Annotated in this window: 15 protein-coding genes; 7 read left to right on the forward strand and 8 right to left on the reverse strand. The window is 53.8% G+C overall.

From position 1 onward, the window contains the following. The first annotated feature begins 77 nt into the window (after positions 1–77). Positions 78–1,097 (forward strand): polyprenyl synthetase family protein, encoded by a 1,020-nt coding sequence (locus IPH75_01220; GenBank protein ID MBK7140682.1) that lies wholly within the window; start codon positions 78–80, stop codon positions 1,095–1,097. Between the two features lie 82 nt (positions 1,098–1,179). Further along, the gene (locus IPH75_01225) at positions 1,180–3,351 is read left to right on the forward strand and encodes a hypothetical protein (protein ID MBK7140683.1); all 2,172 of its coding nucleotides are present in this window, start codon (positions 1,180–1,182) and stop codon (positions 3,349–3,351) included. Here the strand turns inward: IPH75_01225 and IPH75_01230 are convergent. Continuing rightward, a complete protein-coding gene (locus IPH75_01230) occupies positions 3,343–3,690 on the reverse strand; it encodes a hypothetical protein (protein ID MBK7140684.1) in 348 nt (115 codons plus the stop codon). The two genes, IPH75_01225 and IPH75_01230, sit on opposite strands and share 9 nt — an antisense overlap. A 133-nt stretch (positions 3,691–3,823) precedes the next feature. On the opposite strand from IPH75_01230, the gene IPH75_01235 reads away from it, so the two are divergent. Next, positions 3,824–4,966 (forward strand): saccharopine dehydrogenase NADP-binding domain-containing protein, encoded by a 1,143-nt coding sequence (locus IPH75_01235; protein MBK7140685.1) that lies wholly within the window; start codon positions 3,824–3,826, stop codon positions 4,964–4,966. 1 nt (position 4,967) lies between these two features. On the opposite strand, the gene IPH75_01240 is transcribed toward IPH75_01235, so the two are convergent. The 4 genes from IPH75_01240 to IPH75_01255 are packed head-to-tail and all read right to left on the reverse strand — an operon-like array spanning position 4,968 to position 8,960. Then, on the reverse strand, positions 4,968–5,702 hold the full coding sequence (locus IPH75_01240; GenBank protein MBK7140686.1) for a carboxypeptidase regulatory-like domain-containing protein: 735 nt from the start codon (positions 5,700–5,702) through the stop codon (positions 4,968–4,970). Positions 5,703–5,711: 9 nt separating this feature from the next. Continuing rightward, complete coding sequence (locus IPH75_01245; GenBank protein ID MBK7140687.1) at positions 5,712–6,956, reverse strand: carboxypeptidase regulatory-like domain-containing protein; 1,245 nt, start codon at positions 6,954–6,956, stop codon at positions 5,712–5,714. Positions 6,957–6,966: 10 nt separating this feature from the next. Further along, positions 6,967–8,205 (reverse strand): type II secretion system protein, encoded by a 1,239-nt coding sequence (locus IPH75_01250; GenBank protein MBK7140688.1) that lies wholly within the window; start codon positions 8,203–8,205, stop codon positions 6,967–6,969. Continuing rightward, positions 8,199–8,960 (reverse strand): prepilin-type N-terminal cleavage/methylation domain-containing protein, encoded by a 762-nt coding sequence (locus IPH75_01255; protein MBK7140689.1) that lies wholly within the window; start codon positions 8,958–8,960, stop codon positions 8,199–8,201. The genes IPH75_01250 and IPH75_01255 overlap by 7 nt, the downstream gene beginning before the upstream one ends. Before the next feature lie 249 nt (positions 8,961–9,209). On the opposite strand from IPH75_01255, the gene IPH75_01260 reads away from it, so the two are divergent. After that, entirely contained in the window at positions 9,210–10,994 is a 1,785-nt protein-coding gene (locus tag IPH75_01260) for a thiol-activated cytolysin family protein (GenBank protein MBK7140690.1), read from the forward strand. Positions 10,995–11,085: 91 nt separating this feature from the next. On the opposite strand, the gene IPH75_01265 is transcribed toward IPH75_01260, so the two are convergent. The 3 genes from IPH75_01265 to IPH75_01275 all read right to left on the reverse strand — a co-directional run bounded on the left by IPH75_01265 (position 11,086) and on the right by IPH75_01275 (position 12,130). Then, the gene (locus IPH75_01265) at positions 11,086–11,403 is read right to left on the reverse strand and encodes a 2Fe-2S iron-sulfur cluster binding domain-containing protein (protein ID MBK7140691.1); all 318 of its coding nucleotides are present in this window, start codon (positions 11,401–11,403) and stop codon (positions 11,086–11,088) included. 68 nt (positions 11,404–11,471) lie between these two features. Further along, positions 11,472–11,735, reverse strand: coding sequence for a DUF2480 family protein (locus tag IPH75_01270; protein ID MBK7140692.1), 264 nt, complete (start codon positions 11,733–11,735; stop codon positions 11,472–11,474). A 35-nt stretch (positions 11,736–11,770) separates the two neighbouring features. Next, on the reverse strand, positions 11,771–12,130 hold the full coding sequence (locus tag IPH75_01275) for an iron-sulfur cluster assembly accessory protein (GenBank protein ID MBK7140693.1): 360 nt from the start codon (positions 12,128–12,130) through the stop codon (positions 11,771–11,773). A 377-nt stretch (positions 12,131–12,507) separates the two neighbouring features. Between IPH75_01275 and IPH75_01280 the strand changes: the two genes are divergently transcribed. The 3 genes from IPH75_01280 (at position 12,508) to pdxT (ending at position 14,757) form a co-directional block, all read left to right on the forward strand. Then, positions 12,508–12,918, forward strand: coding sequence for an Rrf2 family transcriptional regulator (locus IPH75_01280; GenBank protein MBK7140694.1), 411 nt, complete (start codon positions 12,508–12,510; stop codon positions 12,916–12,918). 241 nt (positions 12,919–13,159) lie between these two features. Continuing rightward, positions 13,160–14,044: a pyridoxal 5'-phosphate synthase lyase subunit PdxS gene (gene pdxS / locus IPH75_01285; protein ID MBK7140695.1), complete on the forward strand. Its 885-nt coding sequence runs from the start codon at positions 13,160–13,162 to the stop codon at positions 14,042–14,044. 128 nt (positions 14,045–14,172) lie between these two features. Beyond that, on the forward strand, positions 14,173–14,757 hold the full coding sequence (pdxT, locus tag IPH75_01290) for a pyridoxal 5'-phosphate synthase glutaminase subunit PdxT (protein ID MBK7140696.1): 585 nt from the start codon (positions 14,173–14,175) through the stop codon (positions 14,755–14,757). Positions 14,758–14,826: the final 69 nt, after the last annotated feature.

The following is a 14,826-nucleotide window of genomic DNA, read 5'->3' on the forward strand; positions in this document are numbered from 1 at the left end:
ATCAAGCGGTTGCGCCGAGCATCGCAAACCAGATTCTCGGTTGACAGGCGGAACATGGGCCGCTATCTTGGCGTTCCATGATGCAACAGGATAAGACGCCCGTGTCAACCGCACTCGATACCAATAGCTTATTGGAATATACGCGCCCCGTTCAGGCCGATCTTGAAGCATTCGATAAGAAGCTCAGTGACCACCTGCGGGGCGATTCGCCGCTTATTACCTCGATCGCCCGTCACCTCCTGAAAACTCGAGGCAAACGGATCCGCCCCGCTTTTGTTTTTCTTTCCTCTCGAGCGGCCGACAATTTCACCGAACATTCCGTCGATGCATCTCTTGCTATCGAATTGATCCACACCGCCACTCTTCTGCACGATGACGTCGTCGATGAGTCGGCTTTGCGCCGTGGACAGGAGACTGTCAACTCTCGATGGACCAACCTCATCTCGGTCCTGATGGGTGACTACCTCTTTGCCAAGGCGTTTCGTATCATGTGCGAATCAAAGTCGATGGAGTTGATAGACGCCATCTCCCGCGCTACCGAACGGGTTTCGGTCGGGGAACTTCGCCAGATCGAAGAAACCGGCAATTATTCGCTCTCAGAAGAAGAATATCTTGAGATCATTGCTGATAAAACGGCCTCGCTGTTTGCGGTCTCCTGTGAAACCGGCCCGATCCTGAGTCGACGCGAATGGACCGAACGGATGAAATTCTCCGAATTCGGCGAAAAAGTCGGTATCGCTTTTCAGATCGCCGATGACCTGCTGGACTTTGTCGGCAATCCGGAACAGACCGGCAAAGAGCCGGGGAACGATGTCTTTAATGGCAAAGTGACCCTGCCGTTGATCTATTCTCTCAAGCAGGTTTCCGAGGCCTCCGCTCGCGAGATGACCGACTATCTGAAAAAGTCCGACCATGATGAGGCCGCCTTCAAGCGCGTGTATGCCTTTGTCGCCGAAAACGGCGGGCTTGAGTACACCCTTCGCCGCGCCGATGATCTCTGTCAGCAGGGGCTCGAATCGATCACGCCGATCGACAAGTCGATCTATTACCAGTCTCTGGTCGACATGGTGCAGTTTACCGCCGCCAGAGCATCTTGATCTCAGCCTTTTTTTGCCGAGGGACCACGCTGTATGACGATTGATAGCAACTCCCAACGCCTCCCTCTGGTATAAGAAGAGCATGTTCGGCCTCAAAGATCTCTCCTTCGACTTTCTGACCCGTACCCCATGGTTGGTGGCCATTGCTGTTCTGGTCCTGGCCGGACTGACTTTCCTGCTTTACTACCGAACCAACCCCGTGATCGAGAATTGGAAACGATGGTCGCTCGCCCTGCTGCGATCGCTCGCCGTTTGTGCACTCCTCCTCGCATTGCTGGAACCGGTAGTCAGTTACGACCGCGAGTGGCAGCGGACACGACGCATCTCTGTCCTCCTCGACCGGTCATCGAGCATGGAGAGAACAGAGGCCGGCAAAAGCCGACAGGCACGCCTGGATTCACTTTTGTCTACTGCCCAATTTGATCAACTGAGAGCCACCTCCGATCTCCGGGTCTCTTACTTTGGCGGGACCATCTCCGAGACTCCGGAGAATATCGGCAGCGAGAAAACGGCTCTCGGCGATGTACTGGCTTCCAAAGCCACAGCCGAACTGACCGCTCCATCGGACAGTTGGTTGCTCTTTTCAGACGGGAAATCCAATTCCGGACGATCCCCCGCTGAGGTAGCAACATCTCTGACTCAGCCGGTTACCGCGATCAATCTGGCTGTCGATATCGGCAACTTTGACTTCGCTCTCGAGGATCTGGACTACAGCCCGATCCTGTTTGTCGGCCAACCGACCGAGATCACCGCGCGCTTTAGCTGGCATAACGGGGTTGGCAAAACAGCCCGAGTACAATTGCTGGATGACAATCGCGTATTGGCGGAGAATAGCCTGCAGATCGATCAGGAGGGTGGAAAGGGAGAGATCAAACTTCGCTACACGCCCGCAGAACCCGGTCAGAAACTACTTCGTGTCTCAATCCCTCCGGTGCAAGGGGAAGAGAATGACGGCAACAATGCGCAGACGATCTCACTTAAGATACTCAAGAGCCGCTTGATGGTTCTGCTGGTCACTGCCAGACCGGATCAGGAGATCGGCTTTCTGCGCCGTCACTTGCTGGCGTCAGACAAATACGATGTCGACCTTCGAGCCACCGGCCCGCGAGCCGGCAATCTCTCCGGTCAGTTCCCCTCGCAACAAACCGAACTGAACCGCTTTGATCTGGTTGTCCTGCATGACCCCGATCCACAGATGTTTACGCAGTACCAATCGATCATCCGCTCCTATCTGAATGATCGCGGCGGAGCGATCTGGGTGCTGCTCGGTGAGCAGTATGCCAATCGCGGCCCCGTGCCTTGGTTTAATGAGCTATTGCCGTTTTCGCAGACTACTCGTCGGCGTATTGAATGGTCCGACTTTCATGGCGAACCAACCGAAAATAATCTTTTCCATCCCAGCATTCGGATTGCAGATGATCGCGCCGCTATTCGCGAGGCCTGGAACGATCTCCCTCCGTTCAAGTCGTTGGTCCGAACCGATCAAACCGACCCGCATGCAGTGATTCTCGCCTATGTAGCCGAGTCCGGCAGGGGAGATTTGCGCAGCCCGATTCTCGGCTACAAACGATTCGGTCCCGGCAAACTACTTGCCTCGGCCGCACTTCCTTTCTGGACCTGGGGATTTGTTGAAATCGGCTTTGGCGGCAATGACTCTGCTTACACCCGCTTTGTCGAAGGTACCACCCGTTGGCTGACCGTGCGCGATGATTTCGACCCGGTCAGGATTGTCCCAGAGAAGGAGATTTTCACCCGCGGCGAAATGGTCCGCTTCCACGGTTTCGCCTTTGATCAGGGATTCCGTCCGATTCCCGGCGCAGTCGGTACGGTGACACTTTCCGCTACAGACAAGGACCAGACCTACGACGCAGACCTGTTGGAAAGGGGAGAGGGGCTGTACGAGGCTACTTTCGATCAACTCCAGCCCGGCAAGTATCAGTATCGCGGAATCATGAGTCGCGAGGGTGTGGAGCTCAAACGTAACGAGGGGACCATTGTCGTAGAGAACTTCTCACTGGAGGAGTTTGATCAGTCGGGTGATCCATCCACTCTACAGGCGATCGCGGCGTCAACCGGTGGACGCTACTACACCTTCCGCGAGTTCTCTGATGCCCTCGCCGCCCTGGACGTCTCCCCGGTAAACGAACGGATCCATAGCGAGATACCGATCTGGGGAAAGACCTGGCTGTTGCTGCTCTTTATTGGATTGTTGTCGATTGAATGGATCTTCCGAAAAATGAACCAGCTACTCTAGCGGCTTGCCGATCTTCTGGTAGGCTTCGGTGACTTTCCGAAGGTCGATCTTTTCTGCCATCGCGATCTTGTCATCGCACAGCGCTTCCACCAGCTTCTTGATCCGCTCAGCGCAGTCTGCGATCTGTTCAAGGTGCTTGCGATGAGAGGGCGGAAAGTCATCATCCATCAGCATGAATTCACAGTAGCCGAGCACTCCGGCAAGCGGATTATTGATGTCGTGATTCATGGTCAGACAATGTCCGATGTATGGCTTGAGCGTCTGCCAGACCGCGTAATCGTCTGTCAGATCGGCGGAAGTCGCCATTTCGGTACTGCTGGATATTTTCACTTCTGTCATAGCTATACTCTGCCCCTCTATCTTTCCGTATCTCAGATTATCGGCTCGTCGCTCGATTCCTCAAGCGGCGCGAATTCCAATTGCTAACCCGGTCGGCGCACGTATATTGCCCTCTGCAACACGGGAGTAATAGATGAAAATAGCGGTACTGGGAGCTGGATTGATGGGGCGCGCGGCAGTTTTTGATGTCGCTCGCGCGGCAGGGGTGACACAGGTCGGCGTCTTTGATATCGACCCCAAACTGGCACAGGAAGTTGCCAACAAGTACGGAGATGGCAAGGCCGTCTCGGCGCAACTCGATGCTGGCAATGAAGATGCGGTCTTTCAGGCGATTCAGGGATATGACTCCCTGGTCTCCTGCGTTACCTATAAATACAACCCGGGCATTACCCGCGCCGCGATTCGCGCCAAGTGCAACATGGTAGATCTCGGCGGCAATAATGACGCTGTTAATACCGCGCTCGAAATGGATGCCGAAGCCGCCCAGGCCGGTATCACCATCATCCCCGACTGTGGCCTTGCCCCGGGAATGGTCTCGATTATCGCCACCGATGGGATCAACCAGTTCGCTTCGGTAAACGCGGTCAAGATTCGCGTCGGCGGACTTCCCCAATCCCCGCGACCGCCACTCAACTACCAGATGGTCTTCAGTGCCGAAGGTCTCATAAATGAGTACTGGGAGCCGTGTGTCATTCTCGAAGATGGGAAGAAAAGGACCGTCAATCCTATGACCGGTGTTGAACTGCTCAGCTTCGATGGAATCGGCAAACTGGAGGCATTCTATACTTCGGGAGGTACCTCGACTCTTCCGGATACTTTCGAAGGAAGGATCGAGAACCTCGACTACAAAACGATCCGCTATCCCGGGCATTGCCAGCTTTTCAAGACGATGCTTGATATCGGACTCGCTTCCTGGCAACCGATTTCAGTCGGTGCCGTTCAGGTGCCGCCACGCGAGGTACTCAAAGCCGTCCTCGACAAAAATCTCAATTTCGGCGGACCGGACCTGGTCCTCGTTCGCATCTCCATTGAGGGTGAAAAAGATGGTCGCTTGAAAACGATCGTTTATGAGATCGTCGACCGTCAGGATTCCAAGACCGGCCTGACCGCCATGATGCGTACCACGGCATTTCCTGCCGCCATCATCGCCTGGATGGCCGCTGCCGGACAGATCACCGTCAAGGGTGTCAAACCGCAGGAGGTTGCGGTCGCTCCGGCGCTTTTCCTGCCACAGTTGAAAAAGCGCGGCATTATCCTGACCATTAAAGAAGACTAGGCTACCAGAGATCAGCCGGGAAAACCACCTCTAACCGGGTGGTTTTTTTTGGATAGACTGTCACCGGCATCGTTACTGTGTCCGTTCGGGGAAGGAAGATCACGCGAAGGTGATGGATGCCGATCGGCACATTACTGAAACTGAAATGCCCGCTGGGGATCGGCTGTATCGTCGCCGTAGTCGTCCCTCCCGAACCATTCGGATAGACCAGATCCACCTGTACCTGATCATCCCAGGTACTTCCCGGCGCCGTAGCTGAGGCGTCCAACACTATTCCCTCGACTACATTCTGCAGTAGATCAGCGGTTGCTCCGGCAAACACCTTGTCGATATTGCTTCCAGACCCGGTCGAGCGGATCAGCGTATCTTGCAGCAGATAATCAACGCTCCAGCCATCTTGCTTGAAATCGACTGTCGATTTCCCTGTGCTGATATAGGGGCCTTGCCAACTGGCATAGCCGCCTGGATTGCTCACCAGTGCGTCGAGATTCGGAGGTAGTGCACCGACATCCCCCACATAACCGAAATCAACTCGTGATCCGGATCCGTACGCCGCAGGGTCACCTACGATCGCCGAGGCCAGCCGATCCAATTCCTGTTTTGTTTGCTCATACTGCGCCGTCTCTATCGTACTCTCCAATTTGGAGACAGCTACGCCTGAGATGATACCGATGATCAGTATCACCAGCACCACTTCGATCAGCGTAAAGCCGCCGGATGTCCTGAGTCTGCTCATCGTCATCCTCTAATACTCGACCACCACCCAGAGTTGAGTGCAGTACGAACTATGCGTCCCTTGCCCTTTGAGCTGTACACCTGCCTCGAGGCTGTTGATATCCGACCATGCCCAGGCCGATCCTGTCGCCGGGTTAGTAGTCCAGGTATACGAATAGTTCGCCCAGGAACTAGTCAGATCCGTGGTGGAACCGTAATAGGGGAACAGCCCGGGTCGAACCAGTAGTCGCAATTGTCCTTGCGTATGTTCCCGTTTGGCGCGCGCGTACACGGTTACCGAGATGATCGGATCGACGATTCCCGAGGGATTGGTCAACTCATAATAATCCGCGATAAACAAATTCATCGATTGCGACACCCGGGTAGCATCTTCGTCGGCAACTTCTTCGTCGACGCACTGGTAATTGGCGCCGGAGCATCCACTGAGCAGATTCCAGAGCCCGGTTCCGTTCGGTCGAAGCGTGACAGAATTTGAACTCCCGCCCCCCGGCGAAACCAGACTGGTCGCCCAGAGGTTCTCTGCAAATGGTACATTCACCTGCAATTGATGATTCGGGCCGATCGACAAAAATCGCTTTAACGTGTCATCCGTCGGCGTGTAGATCACAGTCAGCGCATGTGTTCCGATTGGAATGGAATCAAATGCGAACGAGCCGTCTGGTGTTGGATGAACCGTCTCAGTTCTGTATCCGCCTGTCCCATTCGGATAGATTAACTGCACAAACAGAGAATCGTCGAACACGCCACCTGGAGGAGTGCCATCCGCATCAGTGATCGTCCCGGCCACGTCGTTTCTCAATAGGTCTGTGGTCGATGGCGCCAGGTTTCGCGAAATCGTACTCCCCGACCCGGAAGAAACGACCGCCAACCCGCTGTACGTGTAGTTCGTGCCCCAGGCATCGCTGGCATAATCACTCGCCACCTGGGCAAACCGATTCCGCACATACGGACCCTTCCAGGTCGCATAGCCGGGATTCGTAACTAATGCCGCGAGATTCGGCGGCAACGCGCCTATATCTCCAACATACCCATAATCGGCCCGCATCCCATTGTTGGTCAGATCCGGATTCCCTACTATCCCTCGAGCGATACTCTCCATCTCCTGCTTGGTTTCTTCCAAGCGGGCCGTATCGGAGATCTGTCTTCCCGCGCGAAGAGCCACTGTCCCCAGAATAGCCGCGATCACCAACACGATCACCACTTCCACCAGTGTGAACCCGCGACAGCCATCTATATTTCGGAGTCTGGTTATCATCGCATTCTGCCTAGTACGTTACTACTACCCAAACCTGGGTACAGAAAGCCGAGAAGTTGCTGTTTTGACCGCGAAGATCAACTCCCGCCTGAAGATTGTTGATATCACTCCAGGTCCAGGCGACCCCCGTCGCTGGATTCGTATTCCAGCTATGCGAATAGTCCGTCCAGGTGGTGGTCAGCGCGTTGGTCGTCCCAGTGTACACATTGCCGCCTGTCCGGATAACCGCTCGGCAATCCCCCTGTGTATGCTCTCGCTTGCAACGGATATAGACTGTTACGCTGATCGGCGCACAGGACTGTGACGCCGGGTCCGGCAGTCGATAGACATCATCCGCCCAGGAGTTGTCCGCGCGTTCCACGTAACTCGTATTATCATCTGCTGTCGTTTCATCGACACATTGCCAGCCCGCTCCGGAACTCGGGATCAGGTCATCAAAGTTACCTACGCCATCCGGTCGAAGTAGTACTGATCCCGAACAACTCCCGCCACCTCCGGCAGAAAAGTACCCTGCCGTGAACTTGAATACCGGCGGCGAGCTGTTTACATGTCGTGGCAATACCGTCACATACCGCTCGAGCGTGTCATTCTGGGGAAGGTAGATCACGTGCAGTTGGTGCGTCCCGACTGGAATACTGTCGAGTGTGAACTCACCCGATCCGTTCGGCGTGTAATTTTTGGAGGACATTCCGCCCGCCCCGTTTGGAATCGTCACGCGTACCCGCACCGAATCTTTCTTGATTGTCCCCGGCAATGAATCATTGTCGTCGGCGACTATCCCCAAAAACTGATTGCTGAGATAATCGGTGGTAGCATCGGCGATCTTTTTGGTGATACTGCTGCCACCACCAGTCGAACTGATGGTCAATCCACCCGAGTAGGAATACGCCGCTCCCCATTCATCCAGCCGATAGCTCACGGTATCCTGGGCAAAACCACTTGGGATATATGGGCCATCCCATGTGCTGTATCCGGGATTACTGTACAGTGCTGTCAGACTGGACGGAAATGAACCGATGTCGCCGACATACCCAAAATCCGTGCGATGAAAATCTGCTGTCAAACTTGGATTGCCGACAATCGCTGTCGCCAGCATCTCCATCTCTCGCTCCGTCTCGATTCGCCTGGCATCATTGATGGTCGAGGTCATACTTCGCATCGCCACCGCCGCCAGTATGCCGATCACCGCGATCACTACCAGCAGTTCGACAAATCCGAATCCATCCTCCCGGCGAAGTTTTTTCACCATAACTCCTCCGCCAGCGAGACATTGAAATAATTGACCTCTCCCGGCATTACCAACAGACTGCGACGGACCGTGTCGCTGGTAGGAAGATAGATCACTCGCATATCATGAGCGCCGGACGGGATCGAATCGAAAACCACCAGTCCATTACGATTCGGGTAACTTGTTTTGGTGGTTATGCCGCCGGTGCCATTGGGAACTAATATCTGGCAACGGACCGAGTCCTTATGCGAATCCCCCGGCGGATTTTTGGTTGCGTCCAACACGGTGGTCTTCACTTGATTACGCAACAGGTCATTCAGGCTCGCGCCCAGCGATCTGGTTATGGTCGTTCCACCCCCAGTCGCCGTCAAAGTCAGCCCGCCGGAATACGCTATCAATCCTCCCCAGCCATCCCGTTTGAATAGATCAGGGCTTCCACCATAGCTAAAGAGATCCTGTAGATAAGGGCCGTTCCAGGTCGCATAGCCGCCCGGATTCGTCACCAGCGCATCAAGGTTTGGGGGGAGAGCGCCAACATCACCAACATATCCATTGATGATCTGACCGGTGTTCGCAGGATCATGGAAATTCCCGGCAATCGCCGTCGCCAGGCGGTTCAGTGCCTGTTTCGTTTTCTCCGTGCGCGAGGTCTCATTTGCTCCGCGCAAAGAACGCACTGCTACCGTGGCCAAGATCGCCACAATGACTACCGACACCACTAGCTCAACCAACGTATATCCGTGGCGATCTGCCCGTATGAGTAAACGCTTTTCCACTTCTCAGTAATATCGGCAGAAATCGCAAACGGCTGAAGGGTCTAAGTTCTTGCGGTTAGGATGAATAGCTCGATGCGCGACCTCCCTGACGGAAGATGATTCCAAATTGCGTCGCCTAATAATACTTGACAAAATAGTCTCTGTTTGAATATTACCGATATCGACGCGTCTATCACGTCCTTCTCATCGCACCAACGAACAGCCTTACCTCAACATTCCACTCCACCGGGAGACAAGGAGTTGTTTGTCATGCCATCAAACCAATCGTGGAAATCACCAATTCTGATGCTGTACATGCTCATTTTTGCGGTTTCGCTGTTAGCAAGCTGTAGCAGCGACAAGACCTCACCGACCAAACCAGTGCAGGCGGATGTCAACGGTTATGTCGCGTCGCTTCCAGCGTGGGAGGATTTCGCCAACGTACAGGATACCGCCACTGTACCGGTTGGTGACCTGATCGCAGAAATGTCGAACCAAGTACTCTGCACCACGACGCCATACAACATCACTCAGAACCCCGATGCTATCATCACCTTCGGTGCGGCGCCTGATGTCCTGTATCTTGGTTCGCTCATCCAGGGGGACAGCTATCTTGGCGGTCTGGGCACGATGTCGGAATTGCCGATCAGACAGCGTGCGCCACTTACCGTTGCCATCAATCTCTTCACCGGTACCGACATCTCGACTGTGGTACAGAACCCCGATGCAGCCTCTGTTCAGGACGCCCTCAATGGTCTGGTCGCCGATGCATCGGCCAACGGTCACGTTTCCGGCAGTCGGATCTCTTACAATTACAAGGAATCATACAGCGCGATGCAGGCCGCGCTGAGTCTCGATATCTCATACAAGTATATGACCTCAAGCGGGCAGGCCGCGCTCGATTTCTCCATGTCCGAAGAGAAGCATACGGTCACCGCCCTCTTCAAACAGATCATGTTTGAAGCTTATATCGTGCGGCCGCAAACACCCGGTGAATTTTTCAGTAGTGACTTCACCCAGGAGAGGCTGGATGAACAGATCTCTCTGGGTAATATCGGCCCCAACAATGTACCGGTCTATGTGGCGCGCATCCAATATGGCCGCATGCTTTTGTATTCAATGACCGCCGAGGCGTCCAGTTCGTTGCTGCAGGCCGCGGTCAGTGCAAGCTACAACGGCGTGGCATCGGTCGATGCTTCCATCCGTACGCAAGTACAAAGCCTGCTTTCCACTGCGGAAGTGAAGGTCGCAACCATCGGGGGAGATGATAACGCCGTGTTGTCACTGCTCCGCACCGGTGAACTCAAGGATTACTTCACGACCAGTGATTCTCTTACCACCGCTGCGCCTCTCGCTTATGCGTTGTGCAACCTCGCGGACGGCTCACTCGCCCAGGTAAGCGAGATGACTACTTTCTCGATCAAACAATGCGGCGCGATCGGCGCCACCGCCTATACCAATAAGTCCGAATGGTTGGGAGCCATAACCAGTATGGTCGGAGCGGGCCATACTGTCGAATTCCTGACTACCCCCGAGAATATCTCTCTGTCGAACGAATTCGGTGTCCCGCTGACCAATCAAAGTATGGGGCCGATCCTGACCTGGGATTCCTCGGCTACCCATTATCCGTTCACCTTTTATCTGCGGGCATTGGCTGGCGGGCATACCCTTGTGTATGACGACCAGGAGAGCGGACCGGCCTTCTCACCGATGGATCAGGCGCGGAGTATCAGTATTGGTGATGTTGACGATGGCGAGAATGATGACTTTGAAATTGCAATCCCAAGCTGGCTCCCTAATACCGCGGTCTTTGCCATCGGTATCTCAGTCTGCGACAATGCCGCAGAAAGCGGCGAAGGAGGCAAGTGCTTTGGAGTGAATGGGTACTCTCAGGACCCAATGGCGCATTCGGTGCCGGCCTGTACCGGTACCCACGGCTTCGTCGGAATCGTCGCGACCATTCCGCTGACCTCGATCCGATTCAACGAGAGTGATACGGGAGATGATATATTCGTGCGCGATCTCATTTTTGGATACCTAACCTGGGAAGAGTAGACGACATTACGGATTCCATTTACGACGAGACCCAATAAAAAACGCCGAGTCAACTCGGCGTTTGATTTTGGTGATAGCAAGTTCGATTGAACTAAAACGTATCATTATCCCAGGTTGATTCCTTGGGGGGGATTCGTACGATCAGATCAGACTTCACCTTGCATTGGCAGGCTAGCCGTGAATGGTCGGTCAGCCCCTCGGCCTCATCCAGCATATCCGTCTCATCCTCGGACACGGGATTCAACGTGTCAAACCCTTTTTCAATGATGATATGGCAGGTGGAGCAGGCGCAATTCCCGCCACAATTATGATCGATCTGGATATTATTATTCAAGGCCGCGTCAAGGACGGCCGTCCCCTCGGGGACCTCGACCTCGATATCCATCGGCAAAAAACGTACTTTCGGCATTCGACTGACTTCTCCTGAAGGATCCACTACTTCGACCGCGATCGAACTGTTACCGGGAATCGATGTCATCATTCCTCCGATCCACCGGCGCGATACACAACAATGTTGGAATGCTCATTGCCGAACCGGATCGACTTAGCCACGCCACTCAGGCGGGCCGTGATGTACATGTAAACCCAGGGCGGAATAATAGTGGAGGAACAGCCACGCACCAATACTTTTTTCCCCGCAAACTGCGACCAATTGTAATGGGAGGCTTTATCGAGGAAGGCATCCTCTAACAGGATACCTTCGGTCATGAATTCTTTCGGATCAAGAATGTCAAATGCCACGAGAGATCACCAGGCCCGGTCGAGTGACAACATACTTAGCAACTGAAGGAAGACCCGCACCCGCAAGAGCGCTTGGCTTTGGGATTGCTGAACTGGAAACCGCCGCCCATCAGTCCACCTTTGTAATCAAGGGTGGTCCCGGCGAGGTACATCAGCGCCTTCAGATCGACCCGTACTTTGAGACCGTCGAAATCAAACTCGCGGTCGAATTCCTGCGCGTTGTTGTCAAAAGACATCGAATAGGACATCCCGGAACAACCGCCGGAAGCGACTCCGAGGCGCAAAAAGAGCCCTTCTTCGTTTTCCTCGGAAATCAACCGCTTGACTTCCGCAACCGCGTCAGGCGTAACAAAGATAACCTGTTCGGTAGTACTGGATTGGGTCTGGTCAGCCATAATGGGCAACTCTCCAAATATGTGTTAATCGCTAATATTCATCCAAGTTCACTGTCGGACGTAACCAGATAACAAACGACCTTTCAAAAGGTTCACGAGTTGCCCGGAAATTTCATATTGACGATATCGGCAGGGAATGCGGTCAGTAAAGACCTTATTTGATAGATTAAGCAGGTCTATCAGGGAATACAAGTTATTAAGAGTCTACTTATCTACATTCAGATGGCAAAAAATCGCAAAAAATCACCTTTTTCTCAATAAAGTTGTGGACTAAGGGCATCCTTTTTACTATTATCCACGTTAATTGTGGAAGAAGAGATAAATGTTAATGACCGTCCACGTTAGCTAACTCGTGGCCCGCTAAAAGGATACACAACATGCAACTGTCTCGCAAAGCTGATTACGCTCTCCGTGCCATCCGGCATATCTCATCTTTGCCCAAAGGGAAACTTGGCTCGATCAATTCTATCGCCGAAGCGGAGTCAATTCCGCGCGAATTTCTCGCCAAGATCCTCAAAGACCTGACCCGCGCCGGGATCTTGGTCTCGTTTCAGGGAGTTACGGGAGGGTATCGCCTTGCCAAGCAGCCGAAGGAAGTAACCTTCCTCGATGTGATTGAAGCGATCGATGGGCCGATCCACCTCAACCTCTGCACCGAACAGGGGACCTGCACCTGTGATCAATTCAATAAGTGCGATATGAAAGATTTCTGGTCGGTCCAGGAAGATTCGTTCAAGAAAGCCCTGTCGAAACATCACTTCGGTCGTTACAAACGCGCCCGCGCATAACCGAAGTTTTGGCATTCGTCCAATTGTGCGCCACCCCAATTTACCGGGTGGCGTTTTTTTTTCGGCGTCGTAACCGAGTTGTCACCATGACAATAAACCGGTTGTGCGATTCCGCCACTCCTGCGTATGTTAGATAGAGAACATGGTGCCGACAGGGCGCTTTTGTCCCTGAACCAGAGCTGCCCTCTGTTGTTTAAGATTGCAACGGCTGATGATCGAAGGAGCAAATGCGGTGGAGATTATGAAGCGTTTTGAAGATAGCCAGTACCGGGTGAATGTCGGACTTGCGGAAATGCTCAAAGGCGGCGTCATCATGGATGTCACCAATCCTGAGCAGGCCAAGATCGCTGAAGATGCCGGCGCTGCCGCTGTTATGGCGCTGGAACGTGTCCCGTCCGATATCCGCGCCGAAGGCGGTGTCGCCCGTATGGCCGATCCCGACATTATAGAAGGGATCAAACGGATCGTCACCATCCCGGTCATGGCCAAGTGCCGCATCGGTCACGTCATAGAAGCGCGCGTACTCGAATCGCTCGAAATTGACTTTATCGATGAATCCGAGGTCCTGACCCCTGCGGACAACAAATTCCATGTCGACAAGTGGCAGTTCAAGGTCCCGTTCGTTTGCGGATGCCGCAATATCGGCGAAGCGCTCCGACGCGTCTCCGAGGGAGCCGCAATGATCCGCACGAAGGGCGAGGCGGGGACAGGCGATGTCTCCCAGGCAGTCAAGCACCTTCGCGAGATCAATTCGCAGTTGCGCGCGCTGACAGTCATGACCGAGGAAGAGATGTACGGTTTTGCCAAGGAGAATCAGGTCTCTGTTGAGATCGTTCGCATGGTCGCGAAAACCGGCAAACTGCCGGTACCGAATTTTGCCGCCGGCGGCGTTGCCACTCCGGCCGATGCTGCACTCTGTATGTGGCTGGGAGCCGAAGCGGTCTTTGTTGGATCAGGCATCTTCAAATCCTCCGATCCGATCGGTCGCGCCAAAGCGATCGTCTCCGCCACGACGCATTGGCAGGATTACAAGATCATTGCCGAGGTCTCGCGCGGTTTGGGTGAACCCATGAAAGGGATTGCCGCCGAGTCGATCCCGACCGAGCATCAGCTTCAGACCAGATAGACGTTTATCACAGGAATTCCCCAGCGGCGTGCCTTCCGGTGCGCCGTTTGACTATCAGAGGTACCGTCGCCGTGAATGGCACAGACAAATTGACATCCCGCAAGGCCACACAGTCTAATTTCCACAAGTTGTCTATTGGCGTTCTCGCTTTGCAGGGAGATTTTGAGAAGCATGCGAATCAAGTAATATCGCTTGGCGCCGCAGTTCGGTTGGTCAAGCTGCCTGATGACCTCAATAGTATTGACGCGCTCATCCTCCCTGGCGGTGAGTCTACGACCATGTCAATCCTCATGGACAAACATCATCTGCGGCAACCGCTTAAAGATTTTGCCCGCAACCACCCCCTCTACGGAACTTGTGCCGGTATGATTCTGTTAGCCAATAGCATACAGGACAACCAGTCCGGTGTCGCGCCACTTCAATTGATGGATATTGATGTTTTGCGGAACGGATACGGACGTCAGTTGTTCTCTTTCGAAGAAGAGATAACCGCTGAACTAGCCGGCACTACGGAAAAGCTACGCGGTACCTTTATTCGCGCCCCCCGAATTGTACGGTGCGGCAAGGATGTAACAGTGTTGGCGCGTTATCAAAACGACCCGGTACTGGTGAGGCAAGGGATGCTTCTGGCGGGTAGTTTTCACAACGAACTCGGATCAGAAGCAACCGTTCTCCGCTACTTTTTAGATGATTTTTTTGGTGACAACCGGTAAACCGAACGTATATTACATAGATGAATAAAGTCTTTTTTACGCAGTCGGTTGGTGACCGCTCGGCGCATG

It is taken from the genome of bacterium (genome assembly GCA_016708025.1).
Lineage (GTDB): Bacteria > Zixibacteria > MSB-5A5 > GN15 > FEB-12 > FEB-12.

Coding starts and splice junctions, on each gene's coding strand:
- IPH75_01220 (MBK7140682.1), top strand. CDS start 78: ATGATGCAACAGGATAAGACGCCCGTGTCAACCGCACTCGATACCAAT.
- IPH75_01225 (MBK7140683.1), top strand. CDS start 1,180: ATGTTCGGCCTCAAAGATCTCTCCTTCGACTTTCTGACCCGTACCCCA.
- IPH75_01230 (MBK7140684.1), bottom strand. CDS start 3,690: ATGACAGAAGTGAAAATATCCAGCAGTACCGAAATGGCGACTTCCGCC.
- IPH75_01235 (MBK7140685.1), top strand. CDS start 3,824: ATGAAAATAGCGGTACTGGGAGCTGGATTGATGGGGCGCGCGGCAGTT.
- IPH75_01240 (MBK7140686.1), bottom strand. CDS start 5,702: ATGAGCAGACTCAGGACATCCGGCGGCTTTACGCTGATCGAAGTGGTG.
- IPH75_01245 (MBK7140687.1), bottom strand. CDS start 6,956: ATGATAACCAGACTCCGAAATATAGATGGCTGTCGCGGGTTCACACTG.
- IPH75_01250 (MBK7140688.1), bottom strand. CDS start 8,205: ATGGTGAAAAAACTTCGCCGGGAGGATGGATTCGGATTTGTCGAACTG.
- IPH75_01260 (MBK7140690.1), top strand. CDS start 9,210: ATGCCATCAAACCAATCGTGGAAATCACCAATTCTGATGCTGTACATG.
- IPH75_01265 (MBK7140691.1), bottom strand. CDS start 11,403: ATGCCGAAAGTACGTTTTTTGCCGATGGATATCGAGGTCGAGGTCCCC.
- IPH75_01275 (MBK7140693.1), bottom strand. CDS start 12,130: ATGGCTGACCAGACCCAATCCAGTACTACCGAACAGGTTATCTTTGTT.
- IPH75_01280 (MBK7140694.1), top strand. CDS start 12,508: ATGCAACTGTCTCGCAAAGCTGATTACGCTCTCCGTGCCATCCGGCAT.
- pdxS (MBK7140695.1), top strand. CDS start 13,160: ATGAAGCGTTTTGAAGATAGCCAGTACCGGGTGAATGTCGGACTTGCG.